16 protein-coding genes and 1 riboswitch are annotated in these 19,729 nt (G+C 70.2%); of the genes, 6 read left to right on the top strand and 10 right to left on the bottom strand.

All coding sequences use genetic code 11. The features are described from left to right. Positions 1-6 precede the first annotated feature (6 nt). The 3 genes from ACX80J_RS04980 to nagA are packed head-to-tail and all read left to right on the top strand — an operon-like array spanning position 7 to position 2,757. Positions 7-801: a DeoR/GlpR family DNA-binding transcription regulator gene (locus tag ACX80J_RS04980; protein WP_459347062.1), complete on the top strand. Its 795-nt coding sequence runs from the start codon at positions 7-9 to the stop codon at positions 799-801. Positions 802-835: 34 nt separating this feature from the next. Further along, positions 836-1,609: a glucosamine-6-phosphate deaminase gene (nagB, locus tag ACX80J_RS04985; protein WP_459347063.1), complete on the top strand. Its 774-nt coding sequence runs from the start codon at positions 836-838 to the stop codon at positions 1,607-1,609. Next, positions 1,606-2,757, top strand: coding sequence for an N-acetylglucosamine-6-phosphate deacetylase (gene nagA / locus ACX80J_RS04990; RefSeq protein ID WP_459347064.1), 1,152 nt, complete (start codon positions 1,606-1,608; stop codon positions 2,755-2,757). Before nagB ends, nagA begins: the two co-directional genes overlap by 4 nt. 61 nt (positions 2,758-2,818) lie before the next feature. Here nagA and ACX80J_RS04995 read toward each other — a convergent pair whose 3' ends face one another. From ACX80J_RS04995 to ACX80J_RS05030, 8 genes are all read right to left on the bottom strand, one after another. After that, positions 2,819-3,823, bottom strand: coding sequence for a nitrilase family protein (locus tag ACX80J_RS04995; protein ID WP_459347065.1), 1,005 nt, complete (start codon positions 3,821-3,823; stop codon positions 2,819-2,821). A gap of 171 nt (positions 3,824-3,994) precedes the next feature. After that, the gene (locus ACX80J_RS05000) at positions 3,995-4,999 is read right to left on the bottom strand and encodes an ABC transporter substrate-binding protein (RefSeq protein ID WP_459347066.1); all 1,005 of its coding nucleotides are present in this window, start codon (positions 4,997-4,999) and stop codon (positions 3,995-3,997) included. 56 nt (positions 5,000-5,055) lie between these two features. Beyond that, positions 5,056-6,456 (bottom strand): NtaA/DmoA family FMN-dependent monooxygenase, encoded by a 1,401-nt coding sequence (locus tag ACX80J_RS05005; RefSeq protein ID WP_459347067.1) that lies wholly within the window; start codon positions 6,454-6,456, stop codon positions 5,056-5,058. Positions 6,457-6,464: 8 nt separating this feature from the next. Continuing rightward, a complete protein-coding gene (locus ACX80J_RS05010) occupies positions 6,465-7,565 on the bottom strand; it encodes an LLM class flavin-dependent oxidoreductase (RefSeq protein WP_459347068.1) in 1,101 nt (366 codons plus the stop codon). Continuing rightward, on the bottom strand, positions 7,562-8,389 hold the full coding sequence (locus ACX80J_RS05015) for a DUF1684 domain-containing protein (protein ID WP_459347069.1): 828 nt from the start codon (positions 8,387-8,389) through the stop codon (positions 7,562-7,564). Before ACX80J_RS05015 ends, ACX80J_RS05010 begins: the two co-directional genes overlap by 4 nt. 93 nt (positions 8,390-8,482) lie before the next feature. Further along, positions 8,483-9,460, bottom strand: a complete 978-nt coding sequence (locus ACX80J_RS05020; protein WP_459347070.1) for a transporter substrate-binding domain-containing protein — start codon at positions 9,458-9,460, stop codon at positions 8,483-8,485. A 53-nt stretch (positions 9,461-9,513) separates the two neighbouring features. After that, the gene (locus ACX80J_RS05025; RefSeq protein WP_459347071.1) at positions 9,514-10,332 is read right to left on the bottom strand and encodes an amino acid ABC transporter ATP-binding protein; all 819 of its coding nucleotides are present in this window, start codon (positions 10,330-10,332) and stop codon (positions 9,514-9,516) included. After that, a complete protein-coding gene (locus ACX80J_RS05030; protein ID WP_459347072.1) occupies positions 10,329-11,438 on the bottom strand; it encodes an amino acid ABC transporter permease in 1,110 nt (369 codons plus the stop codon). The genes ACX80J_RS05025 and ACX80J_RS05030 overlap by 4 nt, the downstream gene beginning before the upstream one ends. 302 nt (positions 11,439-11,740) lie before the next feature. Between ACX80J_RS05030 and ACX80J_RS05035 the strand changes: the two genes are divergently transcribed. Both ACX80J_RS05035 and ACX80J_RS05040 read left to right on the top strand, forming a co-directional pair. Continuing rightward, positions 11,741-13,735 (top strand): FAD/NAD(P)-binding protein, encoded by a 1,995-nt coding sequence (locus tag ACX80J_RS05035; RefSeq protein WP_459347073.1) that lies wholly within the window; start codon positions 11,741-11,743, stop codon positions 13,733-13,735. 50 nt (positions 13,736-13,785) lie between these two features. Further along, positions 13,786-14,304 (top strand): GNAT family N-acetyltransferase, encoded by a 519-nt coding sequence (locus tag ACX80J_RS05040; protein WP_459347074.1) that lies wholly within the window; start codon positions 13,786-13,788, stop codon positions 14,302-14,304. A gap of 224 nt (positions 14,305-14,528) precedes the next feature. On the opposite strand, the gene metE is transcribed toward ACX80J_RS05040, so the two are convergent. After that, on the bottom strand, positions 14,529-16,904 hold the full coding sequence (metE, locus tag ACX80J_RS05045; RefSeq protein WP_459347075.1) for a 5-methyltetrahydropteroyltriglutamate--homocysteine S-methyltransferase: 2,376 nt from the start codon (positions 16,902-16,904) through the stop codon (positions 14,529-14,531). Positions 16,905-16,956: 52 nt separating this feature from the next. Further along, complete coding sequence (locus ACX80J_RS05050) at positions 16,957-17,868, bottom strand: methylenetetrahydrofolate reductase (RefSeq protein ID WP_459347076.1); 912 nt, start codon at positions 17,866-17,868, stop codon at positions 16,957-16,959. 96 nt (positions 17,869-17,964) lie between these two features. Then, positions 17,965-18,076, bottom strand: a riboswitch (SAM riboswitch). Between the two features lie 253 nt (positions 18,077-18,329). Here ACX80J_RS05050 and ACX80J_RS05055 point away from each other — a divergent pair. Then, positions 18,330-19,694, top strand: a complete 1,365-nt coding sequence (locus ACX80J_RS05055; RefSeq protein WP_459347077.1) for an MFS transporter — start codon at positions 18,330-18,332, stop codon at positions 19,692-19,694. Positions 19,695-19,729: the final 35 nt, after the last annotated feature.

Here is a 19,729-nt window from a genome sequence, read left to right on the forward strand (position 1 = left end):
GAGCAGGTGGAAAAGACCGAAAGACTTAACGCCATCCTCGACCTCCTCGCGGCCGAGGGGACGGTCCTGGTCGACGACATAGTCACCCGCCTCGCGGTCTCCCCTGCCACGGCCCGGCGTGATCTCGACAGCCTCGCCGCCCAGCGGCTGCTGACGAGGACGCGGGGCGGAGCGACCATGGAGGCCGTCGCCTACGACCTGCCCACCCGGTACAGCCGCGACGACCACACGCTCCAGAAGCAGGCGATCGCGCGGGTCGCCAGCACGCTCGTACCGAAGGGTGCCGTGGTGGGCCTGTGCGGCGGGACCACCAGTACGGCGATCGCCCAGGTCCTGGGCATGCGACCGGACCTGATGGAACCGTCCAGCAAGCCCGCCCTCACCGTGGTCACCAACGCGATCAACATCGCGGCCCAGCTCGTGGTCCGGCCGAACATCCGCATCATGGTGACCGGCGGCGTGGTCAACCCGCGGTCCTACGAGCTCGTGGGGCCCTACACGGACGTGATCCTCCAGCGCGTCGCCCTCGACTTCGCGTTCATCGGCGTCAACGGACTCGACCCGGACATCGGACCGACCGTCAGCGACGAGGGGGAGGCGGAGGTCAACACCCTCATGGCGCGGCGGGCCTCCGAGACCTTCATCGTCGCCGACTCCTCGAAGATCGGCACCCGCGCGTTCGCCACGATGACCGGCTACAGCTTCACCAACCTGATCACCGACAGCGGTATCACCGATGAGCAGAAAGCCGCGTTCGAAGCCGGCGGAACGAAGGTCATCGTGGCACCGGAGCACACCTGACGTCCTCAATCCCCTGCACAGATCGGAGTCCACGATGCGTGTCGTCATCCTCGACAGCGCCGAGGACATCGGCGCCTTCGGTGCCGGCGTCATCCTCGACGGCGTGCGCAGCGGCAGGATCCACACGCTCGGCGTCGCCACCGGGTCCTCTCCGCTGACCATCTACCGCGCTCTGGCAGACCAGTGGATCCCCGCCCTGGCCCGGCTGAAAGCCTTCGCGCTGGACGAGTACGTCGGCCTCCCGGCGGACGATCCCCAGAGCTACCGGTCGGTGATCCGGCAGGAAGTGACCGACCGGCTCCGCCTCGACCCGGCCAACGTCCATGTCCCCGACGGCTGCGCAGCCGATCTGAACGTCGAATGCGAGCGGTACGAGGCGGCGATGGCCGAAGCGGGGGGTGTGGACCTGCAGCTGCTGGGCATAGGGCGGAACGGGCACATCGGCTTCAACGAGCCGAGTTCCTCCCTGTCCTCGCGCACCCGGCCGAAGACACTGATGGCAGCCACCCGCAGGGACAACGCCCGCTTCTTCGCCGACCCCGCCGACGTCCCCCGCCACTGCCTCACCCAGGGGCTCGGCACGATCCTCGATGCCGCCGAGGTGCTGCTCGTCGCGCAGGGCTCGGCCAAGGCGGAGGCGGTCCGCGCAGCACTCGAGGGGCCACTGACCAGCATGTGCCCGGGGTCCGTGCTGCAGTTGCACCGCCGCGCGACCGTCGTCCTGGACGAGGAGGCCGCGCAGCATCTCGCGCTGCGGGAGTACTACCTCGACACGGAAAGGAACCGGATCGAGGGTATCCGCGCGTGAGTACCGTCGCGTTCCACAGCACCACGAAGATCGACGCCGACGGCGAGACCCCCGACTTCTGGGCGGTGACCGAGGGGAGGACGATCACGGCCACCGGCACAGGGACGGGGTGGCGGGGACGCGCCGCGGACACCGTGATCGACGGCACCGGGCACGTCCTCACCCCCGGATTCATCGACCTGCACGTGCATGGCGGCGGTGGCTCCAGCCACGAGGACGGCCCCGACGCGGTGCTGCAGTCGCTCGCCGCCCACCATCCGCACGGGACCACACGCGCCGTGGCGAGTTTGGTCTCCAACCCCCTGGGGCAGCTGGAGCGCTCGCTGTCCGGCATCGCCGACCTGACGGAGACCCACCCCCTGCTGCTCGGCAGCCACCTCGAGGGGCCGTTCCTGTCCGTCGGCAAGCGCGGCGCCCATAATGCGGACTACCTCACCGATCCCTCCCCGGACAGCGTCGACCGCCTGCTCGAGGCTGCCCGCGGCACCCTGCGGCAGATCACCCTCGACCCGGAGCGCGCCGGCGCCCTGCAGTCGATCGGCCGCATGACCGCTGCGGGCGTCACCGTTGCCCTCGGCCACACCGAGGCGGGGTACGAGCAGTCCCTCTCCGCATTCCGCGCCGGCGCCACCCTCCTGACCCACGCGTTCAACGGCATGCCCGGCCTGCACCACCGCGATCCCGGGCCGGTCGGTGCCGCCCTCGTCGGGGGAGCCTGCCTCGAGGTGATCCTCGACGGGCACCACGTCCACCCCGCCGTCGCCGCGATGCTCTTCACCCTCGCCCCGCACCGCATCGTCCTGGTCACCGACGCCATGGCCGCCGCCGCCGCACCCGACGGGCACTACGTGCTGGGCGGGCTGACCGTCGACGTCCGGGACCGGGTCGCGAGGCTGCAGGGCAACGGCTCACTCGCCGGATCCACGCTGACGCTCGACGCGGCACTGAGGAATGCGCTCGCCGCCGGGGTCCCCGCGGTGGCGGTCATCGAAGCCCTCACCCTCACGCCGGCGCGCGTCCTCGGGCTCTCGGGGATCCTCGGCCGGGTCCGGCCCGGCTTCGCAGCCGACCTCGTGCTCTTCGATGCCGCCTGGAACACCGCGTCGGTCCTCGCCGACGGCCGGTGGCTCTACCGGGCGGCGTCGTAGCTGCGCCGCGGCTGCGTCCCGCCGTCAGGGCAGTTCAGTCCCGCGGCTCAGTCCCGTGCCCTCAGTCCCGCGGGTCTTTCACCTGGAAGGACATCGGCACCGGCGAAGCGGAGTGGCGGGCGGTCCTGGCATCCCTCTCCAGGCCCGAGGGCTGCGTCAAGATCGAGTACAGCTCCGGGCGGCGCCCCAGGAGCCAGCGCCGGCCGGTGGCGAGGGGCAGCAGCTCCAGATCCAGGTCGGCCGTGACGACGGCGGTGTCCGCGACCGGCGTCTCGGCGATGATGCGGCCGTAGGGGTCGAGGATCATGGCGTTCCCGGTCCGGATCTCGTCATCGTCGGGCCCGATACCGTTGCTGAACAGGACGAACAGGCCGTTGTCGTGGGCGCGGGACGGCAGCCAGCGCATCAGCCACCCGCGCCCGGAGGGCCCGTTGACCGCTGCCTCGAGCGCTTCCGGATCCTGATGGCGGTTGTCCCAGAGGGACCGTGGGAGCGGGCGCATGCCGTGGGGACTCATCGATCGTGTGCCGCCGGTCTGATGGGGCGCGAGAAGAACGGTGGCCCCCAGGAGCGCGACGGCCCGTACGTTCTCGACGAGGTTGTTGTCCCAGCAGATGAGTATTCCCATCCGCACACCCCAGGGCGTGTCGAAGACGGTGTACGAGTCCCCGCTGGAGATCGCTTCGTGCTCGAACGCATGGAGCTTGCGGTGCACGTGCACGCTGCCGTCCGGCAGGCACACGGCGTAGGAATTGTAGAGGCGGTCCCCCTCCGCCTCGAGGAATCCCACGCCGATCCCCAGCCCCAGCTCGCCGGCCAGCCGCTGCACCTCGGTGACGGCGGCACCGTCGCGGCGCTGGGCGAGTTCCCGCAGGCGGTGCGCGGGCTGTCGGGTCAGGTGCCAGTACCCCAGCAGGCACAGCTCCGGGAACACGATGATCTGCACACCGTCGGCGGCCGCCCGGCGGGACAGGTTCCGGACGGTCTCCAGATTGGCGGCCACGTCATCAGGGACGGCTTCGAACTGGACGACGGCGGCCCGGAGCGTCGAGGGAGCATCGTTCATCGGTACCTCGCTGATACTCGTGGGTCCGGGTCCCTCGACGCCTCGTCGGTCCGGGGGATCCCGCTGGGGATCCAGTCAACCAACCCGGAGGTGTCCCGTCCATCAGCGGGGTGAGGAAAGGGTGGCTCTGCAGTTGATGCAGGACCACCCTTCCTCCTGGCCGGCAGGGACTCAGGAACCCAGTCCGGGCGGGTTCAGCTCGGACTTGTCGATCGCCTCGGTGGTCAGGCCCCAGCGGTCCAGGATCTTGCCATAGGTGCCGTTGTCGATCAGGTGGTTCAGCCCCGACTGCGCGGCCGCGGCGAAGCCGTTGCCCTTCTTCGTGGCCACGGCGATGTTGGCCTTCTTCGGCCAACCGCCGTCGACCAGGCCCACCAACTTGGTTTCACCATCGGCCCGGGCCTTGTAGGCGCCCGTGGCGTTCGGACCGAAGGACACGTCAGCCCGGCCGGACTGCAGGGCCAGCGTGGACGCCGAGTCGTCGTCGTAGTACTGGAAGTCGACCGGCTCCAGCCCGTTCTTCGTGTTCTCGGCGTCCCACTCCAGCAGGATCTTCTCCTGGTTCGTCCCGGAGCCCACGATCACGCGAAGGCCCGCAACGTCCTTCGCCTCCTTGATCTCGCTGACCGGGGAATCGGACGGAGCGTAGAAGCCGAGCAGGTCATTGCGGTAGCTGGCGAAGTCGAACTTCTGCTTGCGCTCCTCGGTGACCGTTACGTTGCTGATCACGGCCTCGTACTTGCCGGACTCCACGCCGAGCGGCCAGTCGGCCCAGGCCACCGGGATCACCTCGGCCTCCAGGCCCAGTGACTCGGCGAGCGCGTAGGCGATGTCCACCTCGTTGCCGATCGCGGTCGTGTTGTCGGTCGCGTAGAGCGCCAGCGGGGCGGCGAAGGGGCTCACGGCCACACTGAGCTTGCCGTCCGCGCTGACCTCCTCCGGCACCAGGGCCTGCGCGTCGGCGGAGGCATCGGAGGTGAACCGGTCCTGCTCCGGCGAGAGGTTGAATTCGTCTGCGGAGGAAGCGGAGGACGCCGAGGACGCGGCGTCCGCCGGTTCCGCCGCCGAGCCGGGATCCGCGCAACCGGCCAGGCCGAGCAGTGCCGGGCCGAGCAGGGTGACGCCGAGCAGTGCATGGGGCCGGGAGCGGCGGGGTGAGGAAGCGGTGCTGTTCATGGTGCAGGCCTTCCGGTCTGTCTGGACGGGTGGGTGGTGCTGGACGGGTGGGTGGGTCAGCGGACGGCTGGTTCCCCGGCTGCGGCACGCTCCGGGACCGCGAGGCCCAGGTTCTCGCGCAGGGTGGTCCCCCGGTACTCCGTGGGGTAGACCCCGCGTTCCTGCAGTTCGGGGACCAGGTGGTTGACGATGTCGTCGAGGCCGGTGGGGATCAGCCAGGGGGAGATGTTGAAGCCGTCCACGGCGCCGACGCGCGCGTAGGCGGCCAGCGTGTCGGCCACCTCCGAGTACGAGCCCACGAAGGAGGCGTCCGACCGCGCGGCTTTCGCGCGGACGAACTGCAGGATGGTCTGCCCCTTCTCCGCAGCCTCCTGGCGCCACTGCGCGGTCAGTTCTCCGGCCTTGGCCCCGTGGAAGCCGCTGCCCCGGGTCTCCGAGGTCTCCTCGACCGCCGGGTCGATGTCCGGCAGTGGACCGTCCGGATCCCAGCCGTCCAGCTGCCGACCCCAGAACTGCTCGAGGTAGGCGATGGCCTGCTGCGGCCCGATCTGAAGTTCGCGGACCCAGGCCTTCTTCTCCGCTGCCTCCGCGCTGGTCGGGGCCAGGATGAATTCGCTGGCGGGCATGATCTTCACGGCGTCGGCGGGACGCCCTGCGTGGAGCGTGCGCTCGACGATGTCGGCGCGGAAGGCCACGGCGGCGTCGAACTGGGGGTGGGCGGAGAAGATGACATCGGCCTGCCGCGCCGCGAAGTCCCGCCCGGCAGGGGAATCCCCCGCCTGGAACAGCACCGGGTGGTGCTGCGGGCTGCGCGGCAGCCGAGGGGTGTAGTCCACGGTGTAGTGCTGTCCCTCGTGGTGCACGCGGCGTACCGCTCCGTCCGCTGCTCCGTCCGCCGGCCGGTTCCCGGCCGTCCCGGCGATGGCGTCCGGGGACCAGGAGTCCCAGATGGCCTTGGCCGTCCGCACGAACGCCTCGGCATGGACGTAGCGGTCGGCGTGGTCCAGGTAGCCGCCGCGGCGGAAGTTCTCCCCGGTCCAGGCGTTGTCGGTCGTCACCATGTTCCAGGCGGCACGGCCGCCGGAGATCAGGTCCAGCGAGGACAGGCGATGGGCCAGGTCCGCCGGGTCGTTGTAGGTCGTGTTCTGGGTAGCCGCGAGCCCGATGTGGGTGGTGACCGAGGCCAGCGCGGCGAGCATGGTCTGCGCGTCCGGCCTGCCCACGACGTCCAGGGCGTGGGGCCTGCCGAGGTGTTCCCTCAGGCGGAGTCCTTCGCCGAGGAAGAACGCGGCGAACAGTCCGCGCTCGGCCGTCTGCGCTATGCGGCGGAAGGACTCGAAGTCGGTCTGGGAGCCGGATTCGGCCGCCTTCCAGATCGTGCCGGAGTTGACTCCCTGGAAGAAGACACCGAGCTGTAGCGTGCCCGATGGAGTGAAGGCGCTGCTGTGCTGTGGCATGGGATCCCCTAGTTTCCGGCGGTGGTGGACGGGTGGGCGTAGCGGCTGGCCGGGCGTGGAAGTCCCAGCAGGTCACGGAAGGTGCTGTCCTGGAGCGGTGCGCGGAGTGCGCCGCGGCGCCTCAGTTCGGGCAGGACCCACCGGGCGAGTTCGTCCAGTTCCACGGCGAGCGACGCCGGGTGCAGACGGACGCCGTCGGCTTCCGCCAGGAGCGGTTCGAGGAAGTCCACGAGGCCGGCTGCAGAACCGACGTACCGTGCGCGGCCGCTCGCCGGACCGGTGGCCCGTTCTCCGGCGGTCTGACCTCGGGCGTCCAGGACGACGTCGAGCTCGCCGACGATCGCCACTGCTGCTCCCAGTCGGTGCCGGACGTCCCAGATCTCCGCGATCAGCAATTCTGGCGTCGGAGCGGAGACGAGCACGGCATCGACGGCGTCCGCCAGGACCTGCCCCGTACCCACGATGGAGGCGGGAGCAAGGATGGGCAGCTGTCCCTGCAGCGGTCGGGGGATGATGGACGGGCCCTTGACGGAGTAGGGGGCGCCGAAGCCCGCCGGGGTCTCGTAGTCGACGTAGTGCAGCTTGTCCGCATCGATGTACCGGCCCGTGGCGACATCGCGGATCACGGAGTCGTCCTCCCACGAGTCCCACATGCGGCGGGAGACTTCGATCGAGGCGGCAGCCTCCTGCGCCAGGTCGGTGCCGCTCACGTTCTCGCGGCCCACGGCAGCTGCCGTCTCGGGGAATTCCGCTGCCGTTGCGATCCACCCGGCACGGCCACCGGAGACGTAGTCGAGGCTGGCCAGCTGCGTGGAGACGTGGAACGGCTCGGTGTAGACGGTGTCCACCTCGGGAACCAGCGCGATGGTCCGCGTGACCGGTCCGGCGTAGGCAGCGCGCTGCAGGGCGTTTGCACGGCCGGCACGCGGTGCGTCGGCGAAGGTGGCCACGTGGAATCCTGCGGATTCTGCGGCGAGAACGGCTTCAGCCAGGCTTGCAAAGCCTTCAGTACGTCCGAACTCCGTTCCGTCCCATCCGGCTCCGTCGAGCTCGATGGCCAGGAACCCGGCCCTGGCTGCTGTCGCGGTGCGGTCGTCGATTGCGCTCACTGCTGGTCCTGACGCTCGTAGGGGATCTTCTCGCCGGCTTCGACGGCCACCGGCAGCCGGTTCTCCGCGGGTGGCAGCGGGCAGGTTGCGAGGTCCGTGTAGGCGCAGGGCAGGTTCACGGCCCGGTTGAAATCCAGCTGCACGGACCCGTCCGCGGCCGGGACCACGGACAGCGAGCGGTTGGCGGCATACGTCGTGCGGCCGGACGTGCGGTCGGTGAACAGCACGAGGAGCGCTCCGGGGGCGAAGCCGTTGAACGCCGTCAGGGTCAGTTCCTGGCCGGCAAGCTCGAAGCGGATCTCGCCCGGCGCTTCGTATACGTGCTGGATGCCTTCGACGGCGGCGCCCACCGTGGTGGGGCGGGGTTCGGGGAACGGCACGAAGGTGCCGGTGACGGAGAACTCGGTGTTCGGTGCGTAGGCGGGTGTCCCGCGGTAATCGCGCAGCAGGGCCGCGTGCGGACTGCGGGGCCTGACGATGTACTCCCCGCCACGCTTTGCAACCTCGATCACCGAGTCGCCTGCGACGAGGTCGATCCCGCCCCGCTCCTCGATGGGGCCGAGGAGGATCGCAGTGCCGGCCTCCGTGTTCAGCTCCTGCCCGTCGCGCTGCAGGCTCTCACCCGGCTCCAGGACGATCCGCACGGCGTCGTCCTCGACGCTCCACGCGCCGGGGGCACCGTCCAGCCGGACGGAGGTGTTGCCCAGCCAGTGCAGGTGGGTGACGGCAAGGAAACCGTGCGGGTGGGCGCGGTGGCGTTCGTGCGCAGCGTGCCACTGCTCCCAGGCGGCGGTGAAGGGCGGGATCTCAGTGTGCTTAGGCATGGTTGCTCCTGCTGGTGTGGGCGGCGGCGCTCCCGGTCACCGTGTTCCTCAGGTGAGGAATGATGTCCAGGACCTGGAATTTCATGGCCGGTCCTACTTGCCGAAGTTCGCGGCGTTCACCACGGTCGATTCGGGGATGGCCTCGTCGGCCAGGCCCCAGCGCTCCAGCACCTCGGCGTAGCTGCCGTCCTCGATGGCGGAATTGATGGCCGCCGCGAGCGGCTCGGCCAGCCCGTTGTCGCGCAGCGTGGTGGCTGCGACCAGGGTCTCCGACGGCCAGCCGGCGTTGACCTTGCCGACGATCTTCAGGTCGTCCCGGGTGTTCTCCCGGTAGGTGGCGCTCGGGTACGGGGAGAGGTTGAGGTCCAGCCGGCCGGAGGAGAGCGCCAGGATAGTGTCCGCGTCGCTGCCGTAGTACTGCAGTTCGGCGGGGGCCTTGCCGGCGTCCTCGAGCTCCTTGTTCCAGGCCAGCAGGATCTTCTCCTGGTTGGTGCCGGAGCCGACGGCGACCTTCTTGCCGGAGATGTCCGCGGACCCGGCGACGGTGAGGTCGGAGTCCTGGCGGGCTTCGAAGGCCATGAACGCGGCACGGTACGGGGCGAAATCGAAGAGCTGCACGCGGTCCCCGTTGATGCCGACATTGGAGAACACGGCTTCGAAGTCCCCGGACTGCGTCTTCAGCGGCCAGTTCTCCCAGGAGGTGGCCTGCAGGTCCAGTTCGAGGCCGAGCTTGTCGGCGACCAGCTGGGCGATGTCGGTCTCGTTGCCGATCACGGTCTTGTCGTCCGTGGCGTAGACCGACAGCGGGACCGCGAACGGGCTCACCCCGACGGTCAGCTTGCCGTCCTCGGCGATGTCGGCCGGGACCTGCGCGGCGAGGTCGTCATCCTTCTCCGCGCGGACGCGGTCCTGCTCCGGCGCCAGGTTGTAGACGATGCCGTTCTCGGCCGGCGCGGCGGACTCACCGGTTCCGGACGCTGCCGCTTCCGGGTCGGCGCAGCCGGCCAGGGCCAGGAGGACGAGGGCTGCGGCGGACAGTGCCGGAAGCCGGCGAGGCTCGAGACATTTCATGGGTGTTCCCCTTGCTTGCGGACGGAATACGGGATTCGGGAGGTTCTTGGAGTTCAGAGGTTGAAGGCCGGTTCGATGACCTTCGAGAGGAAGGCCTTGGTGCGCTCGTGTTGCGGGGCGCCGAAGATCTGCAGCGGGGTGCCCTCCTCGACGATCTGCCCCTGGTCCATGAACACCACGCGGTCGGCCACGTCGCGGGCGAAGCCCATCTCGTGCGTGACGACGATCAGCGTCGTGCCCGAATCCGCCAGGCTGCGGATCACGTCCAGCACCTCACCGACCAGTTCCGGGTCGAGCGCGGACGTGGGCTCGTCGAACAGGACGATCTTCGGATCCAGCGCCAACGCCCGGGCGATCGCCACGCGCTGCTGCTGACCCCCCGAGAGCTGGCGCGGGTAGACGTCGACCTTGTCCGACAGACCGACGCGTTCGAGCAGCTCCAGGGCCCGCGCCCGTGCCTGGGCGTGCGGGCGGTGCTGGGCGTAGACCGGGGCTTCGATGATGTTCTCGACGGCGGTCAGGTGCGGGAAGAGGTTGAAGTTCTGGAACACCATGCCGATGTGGGTGCGCTGGGCCAGGATCTCCTTCTCCCGCAGCTCGTGGAGTTTGCCCCCGCGTGCCTTGTACCCCACCAGCTCGCCGTCCACGGAGATGTGGCCGGCGTCGACCTTCTCCAGGTGGTTGATGGTGCGCAGGAGGGTGGACTTGCCCGACCCCGAGGGACCGAGGATCACCACCACCTCGCCCGGCTCGACGGTGAGCGAGACACCGCGCAGCACCTCGATTTGGCCGAAGGACTTGTGCACGTCGCTGATCTCGACGAGTCCGCGGGTGGCGGCTGCAGCGGCGGCCGGAAGGGCTGGCGAATTCATCGTGCGACCTCGGATGTCTTGGCGTGGGTGGAGAAGAAGCGCCGGACCCGCTGCAACGGGGTCGGGGGCAGTGTGCGCACGGCACCCTTGGAGTAGTGGCGCTCGATGTAGTACTGGAAGACGCTGAGCACGGAGGTGATCACCACGTACCAGACGGTGGCCACCAGCAGCAGGGGCAGCACCTGCTGGGTGCGGTTGTAGATGACCTGCACGGTGTAGAACAGCTCCGAGTAGGCCAGCACGTAGACGATCGACGTGCCCTTGACCAGGCCGATGATCTCGTTGAAAGCCGTGGGCAGGATGGACCGCATGGCCTGCGGCAGCACGATCCGGGTGGACCGCCGCCAGGCGGGGATGCCGAGTGCCGCAGCGGCCTCGAGCTGGCCCTGGTCGACGGCGAGGATGCCGCCGCGGATGATCTCCGACGAATAGGCGGCCTGGTTCAGCGTCAGCCCCAGGATGGCGGCGGCGAACTGGCTGATCAGCGTGGTGGTCTGCACCTCGAAGAACCGCACGTCGGTGAACGGGATCCCCAGCGAGACCTTCTCGTAGAGGTAGCCGAGGTTGTACCAGAGCAGCAGCTGCACCAGGAGCGGTGCGGAGCGGAAGATCCAGGAGAACGTCCAGGACACCGAGACCAGCAGCGGCGAGGAGGACAGCCGCATCAGCGCCAGGATGAAGCCCAGGACGAAGCCGAGGGTTCCGGCGATGGCCGTCAGTTTCAGGGTCTCGCCCAGGCCGCGGAGCACGGACTCGGCGGTGAACCACTGCGCGACGACGTCCCATTCCCACCGCGGGTTGGTCAGCAGCGACCACAGGACCGCAGCGACGAAGAGTGCCACGAGTGCCGTGCCGGCCCAGCGCCAGGGGTGGCGGGCGGCCACCACGGGATACCCGGAGTAGTCGCGGGCGGTGCGGGAACCGGTTCCGCCCGACGGCGGAGGGCCGGCGGACCCGGTGGGGTCCGGGGCCGGGGGTAGGGCAGCGTCCGGTGCCGAAGCCGAGGCCGGGGCCGAGGCGGCGTCCGGGGCCGAAGCCGGGGGCAGGGCAGCGTCCGGGGCCGTCGTCTCCGGGCGGGTCTCACTTCTCGGTGCTGCGGCACTCATGCGCCACCTCCCTCTCGTCCTGCGGCCTTGCCTGGGCGGTGCAGCCGGCTTCCGGATCCGAAGGAATCGGGCCGGTGGCCTGAACCTAGAACAGGGAGGGCGGCGCCCCCAAAACGGGGTTCACGTGGAGTAAACCGGCGACGTATTGGGTCCGCCGGGCGACCTTCCAGGACGGTTCATGACCTCTCATTGCGTAATGTTTCGGCCGGTGAAGGCGGGTTACCGACCCCCTGCGGCAGCTCCCCGCCGGCTCCTAGGATGGGCAGGACCGCGGGCCCGAATGCTGCCCGGGAAGGAGTACCATGACGATCGACAGCGTGCCGGGCGGACCGCCCGATGGCCGGAAGGCCGCCGTCGTCATCATCGGCGGCGGTCCGCGGGCGGCCCTGATCCTGGAACGGCTCGCCGCCAACCGGCCCGGGCTCTTTGCCGGCCCTCTGGCGGTGCACGTCGTGGAGCCGCACCGGCCGGGCTCCGGCCGGATCTGGCGGCGTGACCAGAGCCCGCTGCTCATGCTCAATTCCCTGGCCGCCGACGTCACCATGTTCACCGACGAGTCGGTGCAGTGCGCCGGTCCTGCTGTCGCGGGGCCCGGGCTCGTCGACTGGGCGCGGGGCGTCGTGGACGGCACCATTTCGGACGTGGAGGTGCCGGATGAGGACCTGCGCCGGCAGCTGCGTGCCCTCCTCCCCACGACGTTCCCCACGCGCCGCCTGCAGAGCCTGTACCTCGAGTGGTTCTTCGCCCGTGCCGTTCGAGCCCTCGGTCCGCAGGTGCCGGTGACCGTCCACCGGGACCAGGCCGTGGAGGTGGCGGCCGACGGCGCCGGTCACCGCGTGGTGCTGGCGTCGGGCGCCGTGCTGCGCGCGGACGTCGTGGTGGTGACCGTCGGCCATACCGATTCGGAACCGGAGCCCCGGTCCGTCGCCTATGCCGGCTTCGCCGCCCGGCACGGCCTGTTCCATGCGCCGCCGGCCTACACGAACGACGTCGACTTCTCCGCCCTGCGCCCCGGGCAGGAGGCCATCGTCTCCGGCATGGGGCTGGCGTTCATCGACCTGGTGGTACTGCTGATGGAAGGCCGCGGCGGCCAGTTCGTCGACGCGCCCGGCGGCACCCTCCGGTACATCGCCTCCGGGAACGAACCGGTGCTGTGGGCCGGGTCCCGCCGGGGCGTCCCGTATCGCTCCAAGATCAGTTCGCTGCTGCGCGGGGGACCGGCCGGTCCCCCGCGCTACCTGACCGCCGGCGCCGTCGCCGCGCTGCTCGAGGTGCACGGCCGGCTGGATTTCCGGCAGCATCTGTGGCCGCTGCTGGCCAAGGACGCAGCCTTCGGCTACTACCGCGAGCTGTTCACCGGGCACCCGGAGCGGGTGGCGCTGCCCTGGTCCGACTTCCTGCCCCGTTTCGACGCCGCTGACTGGTACTCGGACGATCGGCGCACACTCGTGGACCAGGCCGTCCCCGCCGCGGCGGACCGGCTGGAACTCGAGGAACTCGACCACCCGCTGGCGGGGATGCACTTCCACGGCCTCGAGGAGGTGCAGGACACCGTGGCGGACCACATCCGCGAGGACCTGCGGCTGCGCGACGGCGGTGCCAATTCGGAGACCCTCGGGCTGTTCCTGGGGCTGCTGTACGTGTACTTCGAACTGGGCCGGCTGGTGCCGATGGACGCGCTCACACCTGCCTCGCGCCCGCTGGTCAGCGGCTGGTGGCATGGGTTTTTCAGCTACGTCGACTCCGGCCCACCGGCCCGCCGGCTGCAGGAACTGCTGGCGCTGCACGAGGCCGGCTTTGTCAGGTTCCTCGGTCCCCAGCTGCAGGTGGGCACCGACGAGCAACTGGGACTCTTCACGGCGTCCTCCCCGCAGGTGCCCTCCACCGTGACGGCGAGCGCGCTCATCGAGGCGCGGCTGCCCGGCCCGTCCCTGGCCGGCTCTGCGAACCCGCTGCTGCGGTCACTGTCGGAATCGGGCCTCGGTTCCGAGGAACGCACGGGCAGCGAGGCGACGGCTGGCGGCACCGGGAAGGTGCTGGTCGATTCCTCGTCCCGGCTCGTCGCCGCGGACGGCAGCACCCGGCGGGGCCTGTACGCCGTCGGGCCCGCGGCTTCCGGTTGGAACGGCGGGGCGTTCTCCCGCCCTTCCAGCAACGCGGCCCCGTTCCGTGACAGCGATACCCTGGCGCGGAGGATCCTGACGGACCTGACGGAACTGCCCGATCCTGCTCCGGAGAGCTTCTCCAGCGCCCGGCTGGCCGCCAGCATCACCCAGCTCCACTCATCCCTGACCTGACCGAACCTGAGCCGACCTGACCTGACCTGACCTGACCCGAAGGATCCCTGATGACGAACTCGCTGCCCCTCGGGGCCCTCCCGGAACTGACGGTGCTGCACCTGCCGCTGGAGGATTCGCGCGTGCAGCCGCTCGTGGACGGGCTGATCGAGGAATACGACAGCAGGTACGGGACCCTGTTCGGTGGCGCCGGCAAGGAGATGCGCCGCTACCCCGCGGAGGAATTCGCCGCCCCGCACGGCGCGCTGCTGATCCTGCAGGAGGAGGGGCAGACCGTGGCCGGTGGGGCCTTCCGCCGGTACGACGAGCAGACGGCCGAGCTCAAACGGATCTGGACCCACGCCGAGCACCGCCGTCGTGGCCTGGCCCGCCGTGTGCTGGCCGAACTCGAGGCGGAGGCCGAGCGTCGCGGCTACCGCCGGATCTACCTCACCACGGGTCCGCGCCAGCCGGAGGCGAAGAATCTCTACCTCGCCACCGGCTACCGCCCGGGCTTCGACCTGGCCGCCGATCCGGAGACCGTTCTGCACCTGGCGTTCACCAAGGACCTGGCCGCCCCGCAGGAGTAGCGAAGCTGAGCCCCGACCCCGGGGTGGCGGAGCCGAGAGCTCCGCCACCCGGGTGGCGGAGCTGAGCCCCGCAATCTGGGGCAGCGGAGCTGAGCCCCGCCACCCGGGGCAGCGGAGTCGGCCCCGGGTTATTCCGTGGTCGGGTGGGTTCCCGGGCAGGACCGGGAGGGTCCTGCCCGGAGGCGACGGCAGAACCCGCGGTGACCTGCGGGTCCTGTGGGACGTCAGGAACGCGCCAGGGCCTGCTCCGCCGTCGAGAGGCGGACGCTCTTGCGCGCAGTCCTGGTCGCGGCGACGAGGTTGCGCAGCGAGAGAACCGTTTCGTCGTAGCCGCGGGTCTTCAGGCCGCAGTCGGGGTTGATCCACAGCTGCTGTGCCGGGAGGGCGGCCAGCGCCGTGCCGATGAGACCGGCGATCTCCTGTTCGGAGGGCACGCGCGGTGAGTGGATGTCGTAGACGCCTGGGCCGATTCCGCGGGAGTAGCCGAAGCGGGCCAGGTCCGTGACGACCTCGAGCCGGGAGCGGGCCGCCTCGATGCTCGTGACGTCCGCGTCCAGCCCGTCGATGGCCGAGATGACCTCACCGAATTCCGAGTAGCACAGGTGCGTGTGGATCTGGGTCCCGTCCCCGGCGCCGGCGGTGGCGAGCCGGAACGCACGGACGGACCAGTCCAGGTATGCCCGGTGGTCGGCCGAGCGGAGCGGCAGCAGTTCGCGGAGGGCGGGCTCGTCCACCTGGACGATGGCGATACCGGCGGCCTCGAGGTCGGCGATCTCGTCCCGCAGGGCCAGCGCCACCTGGTTGGCCGTCTCGCCCAGCGGCTGGTCGTCGCGGACGAAGGACCAGGCGAGGATCGTGACCGGGCCGGTGAGCATGCCCTTGAGCGGGCGCTCGGTCAGCGACTGCGCGAAGCTGATCCACGGAACCGTGAACGCCTGAGGACGCGACACGTCCCCCCACAGGATGGACGGACGTGTGCAGCGCGACCCGTAGGACTGCACCCACCCCTGCTCCGTGGCGGCGAAGCCGTCGAGGTTCTCCGCGAAATACTGGACCATGTCGTTGCGCTCCGGCTCGCCGTGCACCAGCACATCCAGTCCGAGGCCCTCCTGCAACCGCACCACGTTCGCGATCTCCTGGCGCAGGAACTGCTCGTACTCCGCCGGCGAGATGCTGCCGCTGCGGACCGCGGCGCGGGCGGCGCGCACCTCGCCGGTCTGCGGGAAGGACCCGATGGTGGTGGTCGGCAGCAACGGCAACCCCAGCCGCTCCTGCTGCACCGCTGCCCGTCGCTCGGCAGGGCTGCGGGTGAAGGCATCCTCGATCAGGCCGCCGGTGCGCGTCCGGACCCGGTCCACCACGACGCCGTCGAACCGCGCCCGGAGGTTCAGCGCCTCCTCCGCCTCCTGGAGTTCCGCGGCGACGGCCGGGCGTCCCCCGGTCAGGCCGCGCGCCAGTACCACTGCCTCATGCACCTTCTGGTCCGCGAAGGCCAGCCAGGCCGGCAGGTGCTCCGGCAGCCCCGTCTCGGCCTGCACGTCGTGCGGCACGTGCAGCAGGGAGGTGGACGTCGCCGTCGTGACCGCCGCTCCCGTCTCCTGCTGCAGGTCCTCCAGCGCCCCCAGCGAGACCCGCAGGTCGTTGCGCCACACGTTCCGGCCGTCCACGACGCCGGCAACCAGACGGGTGCCGCCCAGCGCCTGCAGTGCCTCGGTGGAGGGCCTGGCTCCCCGGACCAGGTCCGCATGGACTGCCTCCATGCCCGCGGCGGCGAGCACGGCGAGCGCCTGGCCCGGCCTCGCCGGATCGCCGGCGGTGCCGTAGCCGGTGGTGACCAGCAGGGCCGGCCGTCCCGCCGTACCGGCCAGTTGCCGGTACACCCGCTCCACCAGCCCGCCCGGTGCTGCCAGCTCGCCGCCGCGGTCGCCGACCAGGCCCGGCTCGTCCAGCTGCACCCACTCGGCCCCCGCTTCCGCCAGCGACGCGAGGATGCCCGCGTAGGCCGTCACGGCATCGTCGATCCGGTCCAGCGGGTCGAAACCTGCGGGTGCGCCGTCCTCGGGCTTGGCCAGCAGCAGGTAGGTCACGGGGCCCACGAGCACCGGGCGCAGCACGGCGCCGTGCTCGCGCTGCCGGCGGACGATCGCGGTCAGGCGGTGCGCCACCGCGGCGAACGGTGTCCCCGGACCGATCTCGGGCACCAGGTAGTGGTAGTTGGTGTCGAACCACTTGGTCAGCTCCAGCGGCGCGCGGTCGCCGTCGCCCCGGGCGAGCGTGAAGTAGCCGGCGGTGTCCACGGAACCGTCCTCCCCGGCCAGGTCGGCGAACCGGGCCGGCAGCGCTCCCAGCGCCGCGGTCGCGTCCAGGACCTGGTCGTAGAGCGCGAAGTCGGCCGGGATGGAGTAATCACCGCGATCCAGTCCCAGTTCCACGAGTCGGGCGACAGTGCGGTCCTGCAGCTGGTCGGCAGCGTGCTGCAGTCCGGCCTCGTCCAGACGGCCTGCCCAGTAGGCCTCGACGGCCTTCTTCAGCTCCCGGCCGGGCCCGATGCGCGGGTAGCCGAGGATCGTGGCGGCGGGGAAGGTGTTCTCGGTGCTCATGGTGTTCTCCTCTGGAAGGTGTGTCAGGTCGCAATTCGGAATGGGGGCAGGCTCAGGCCGGGACGGCGACCGGCGAGCGCGCCGCCGGCAGGTCGATCTCCTCGATGACCGCGATGGACGCGCGATGGTCGTTGAAGGTGTAGAGGTGCACGCCCGGGGCCCCTGCCTCGAACGCCGCCCGGGCCAGCACGGCCGCTGCCCGCACGCCGATCCGCCGGCGTTCGGCCTCGCCCGAGGCGGTCTCCAGGCGGTGCAGCAGGACAGGGTCGGGACGGACGCCGGTCATTCCGGCCAGCCTTTCGAGCCGGCGGATGTTCCCCAGGGGCATCACCCCGGGGATGATCGGGATGGTGACGCCCGCGGCCCGGGCCGCGGTGAGCAGGCGGACGTACTGGGCGGGATCGAAGTACACCTGCGTGATGGCGAAGTCGGCACCGGCGCGCTGCTTGGAGACCAGCACCTCGACGTCGTGCAGGAACGACGGCGATTCCGGGTGTCGGTTCGGGTAGGCCGCCACCCCCACCGCCAGCCGACCGCCGGCGAGGGTGGCCACGTGCCGGGCCTCGACCTCCCGGATCAGTTCCACCAGGAACTGGGCGAAGGGAAGCTCGCCGCGCAGTGCCTGCGGGTCCTGCGGCAGGTCTCCGCGCAGGGCCAGCACGCCCCTCACCCCCAGTGCGACGAGCTGCCGTACCAGCAGGTCCAGGCTCGCCCGTGTCTCTCCCTCACAACAGAGGTGGGCCAGCGGGCGCAGCCTGGTGTTGCTGGTCAGGTGCCCGATCAGCTCCATCGAGGCCCGGCGCCTCGCCGGCGTGCCGCTGTAGGTCACCGAGACGTAGTCGGGATGGGTGGCCCCGAGTTCGTCGATCGTCCACAGTATGGCCTCCCCGGCTTCCGGGGTGGCCGGCGGATACAGCTCGTAGGACAGCGACGGCGGTACCGCTGCCCGTTTCTTCAATGTCATCCCCGCTCCTCGGTAGGTCCGAGGGAGTGCACCAGGATGCGTGCCGGAAACCGGCGATCCCGGCGTGCCGGGATCGCTGGTGGGTGCGCTGATGCATGTCCATCGGTTCTGGCATTAGCACCGGTTCCACTGCTCTCCCGAGGGGAGGGCAGTGGAATGGTTGCTGCGGCGTCAACAAGCCAGATCTCTCGGCCGCTCGTGATGGTTGGTGGGATCACTGTAAGCGGCGCTCCGGCCCGGGGTGCAGAACGTGCGGCGACAAGGCGCCGCATGACGTTCCAGGTCGCCGGCTTCGTCACATACCGCATCCCTGGCGACATATGACGAACCCGCGTCATCCGGTCATCCCGGATCATCCCAGGGCCGAACCCTATCCCTCATCGCCTCCGTTGTGTTCGTACGTGCGTAATGATGCACGTATAGTGAAGGAACTTGTTCCTGCACGAGACGGGCTTCTCCTCATGCTTTCTGTACTGCGCCACTCGGCGTACCGCAATCTCTTCACCGCGCAGGTCGTCGCCCTGCTCGGGACCGGCCTCCTCACGGTCGCGCTGGGCCTGCTCGCCTTCGATCTGGCCGGCGGGCAGGCCGGCGCCGTGCTCGGCACGGCCCTGACGATCAAGATGATCGCCTACGTGTTCGTCGCCCCGGTGATGGCGGCCCTGGTCGAGCGCCTGCCCCGAAAGGGTGTCCTCGTCGGCGCGGACCTGGTGCGCGCGGCGATCGCCCTGAGCCTGCCCTTCATCGATCAGGTGTGGCAGATCTACGTGCTGGTGTTCATCCTGCAGTCCGCGTCCGCGACCTTCACCCCGGCGTTCCAGGCGCTGATCCCCGTGGTCCTGCCGGAGGAGAAGGACTACACCAAGGCCCTGTCCCTGTCCCGGCTCGCCTACGACCTCGAGTCCCTGGTAAGCCCGCTGCTCGCCGCGGCCCTGCTGACGGTGATGAGCTTCCACAACCTCTTCGTCGGCACGATGGCCGGATTCCTGGTCTCCGCAGCAATGGTCCTCGCCACCCGCCTGCCGGCCGTCCCCGCAGCCCAGCAACAGGGTTCCCTGCTGCACCGCACCACCCTGGGCATCCGGATCTTCCTCCGCGAACCATCCCTACGCGGGCTGATGGCCCTGAACCTCGTCGTCGCCACGGCGACGGCCCTCGTGCTGGTGAACACCGTCGTCTACGCCCGGGACCTGTTCGGCGGAACCAACACCGACGTCGCGATCGCTCTTGCGTTCTACGGGGCAGGGTCGATGCTGATCGCGTTCGTTGCACCACGGGCCCTGGAACGCACACCGGACCGCACCTTCATGCTCCTCGGTGGCGCTGTCCTGACGGTCGGACTGCTCGCCGCGGCGTTCCTTGCCTCCACCGAGCAAAGCGGTGCGGATCCCTCGGGCACTTCGTGGGTGCTCTTCCTCGGGCTTTGGGTCGTCCTGGGCATCGGCACCTCCATGATCAGCACCCCGTCCTCGCGCCTGCTTCGCCGGGTTGCCACCGATGACACGCGCAGCTACCTGTTCACCGCCCAGTTCTCCCTCTCCCACGCCTGCTACCTCCTCGCCTACCCCCTCGCCGGGTGGGTCGGAGCCGCCGCCGGCCTGAGCGTCGCCGCCATCGTCCTCGGAGCACTCGCCCTCATCGGCACGATCACAGCACTGATGCTCTGGGCCGCTCCCCGACCGGCAGCCTCAGCTACAGGCGCTGGTGCAGACAGGACCGATGTTGCCGCCAGGGCCGGCACCGATACACACAGCGACTCAGCAGCACCGGCACCAGCAGCTCCCCGTCCAGGGGGAACGACGCGTGGTGGTGGGCGTGGGCAGTAACGTGAACCGTGACCAGGACAGAGGCCCGGACGGTG

It is taken from the genome of Arthrobacter rhamnosi (genome assembly GCF_054510975.1).

What these genes read in the sequence shown, in the direction of transcription:
- ACX80J_RS05015 (WP_459347069.1), bottom strand. Translation starts at nt 8,389, where the DNA reads ATGCCTAAGCACACTGAGATCCCGCCCTTCACCGCCGCCTGGGAGCAG.
- nagB (WP_459347063.1), top strand. Translation starts at nt 836, where the DNA reads ATGCGTGTCGTCATCCTCGACAGCGCCGAGGACATCGGCGCCTTCGGT.
- ACX80J_RS05040 (WP_459347074.1), top strand. Translation starts at nt 13,786, where the DNA reads ATGACGAACTCGCTGCCCCTCGGGGCCCTCCCGGAACTGACGGTGCTG.
- ACX80J_RS05055 (WP_459347077.1), top strand. Translation starts at nt 18,330, where the DNA reads ATGCTTTCTGTACTGCGCCACTCGGCGTACCGCAATCTCTTCACCGCG.
- ACX80J_RS05005 (WP_459347067.1), bottom strand. Translation starts at nt 6,456, where the DNA reads ATGCCACAGCACAGCAGCGCCTTCACTCCATCGGGCACGCTACAGCTC.
- ACX80J_RS05020 (WP_459347070.1), bottom strand. Translation starts at nt 9,460, where the DNA reads ATGAAATGTCTCGAGCCTCGCCGGCTTCCGGCACTGTCCGCCGCAGCC.
- ACX80J_RS05035 (WP_459347073.1), top strand. Translation starts at nt 11,741, where the DNA reads ATGACGATCGACAGCGTGCCGGGCGGACCGCCCGATGGCCGGAAGGCC.
- ACX80J_RS05000 (WP_459347066.1), bottom strand. Translation starts at nt 4,999, where the DNA reads ATGAACAGCACCGCTTCCTCACCCCGCCGCTCCCGGCCCCATGCACTG.
- ACX80J_RS05030 (WP_459347072.1), bottom strand. Translation starts at nt 11,438, where the DNA reads ATGAGTGCCGCAGCACCGAGAAGTGAGACCCGCCCGGAGACGACGGCC.
- metE (WP_459347075.1), bottom strand. Translation starts at nt 16,904, where the DNA reads ATGAGCACCGAGAACACCTTCCCCGCCGCCACGATCCTCGGCTACCCG.
- ACX80J_RS05050 (WP_459347076.1), bottom strand. Translation starts at nt 17,868, where the DNA reads ATGACATTGAAGAAACGGGCAGCGGTACCGCCGTCGCTGTCCTACGAG.
- ACX80J_RS04995 (WP_459347065.1), bottom strand. Translation starts at nt 3,823, where the DNA reads ATGAACGATGCTCCCTCGACGCTCCGGGCCGCCGTCGTCCAGTTCGAA.
- ACX80J_RS05025 (WP_459347071.1), bottom strand. Translation starts at nt 10,332, where the DNA reads ATGAATTCGCCAGCCCTTCCGGCCGCCGCTGCAGCCGCCACCCGCGGA.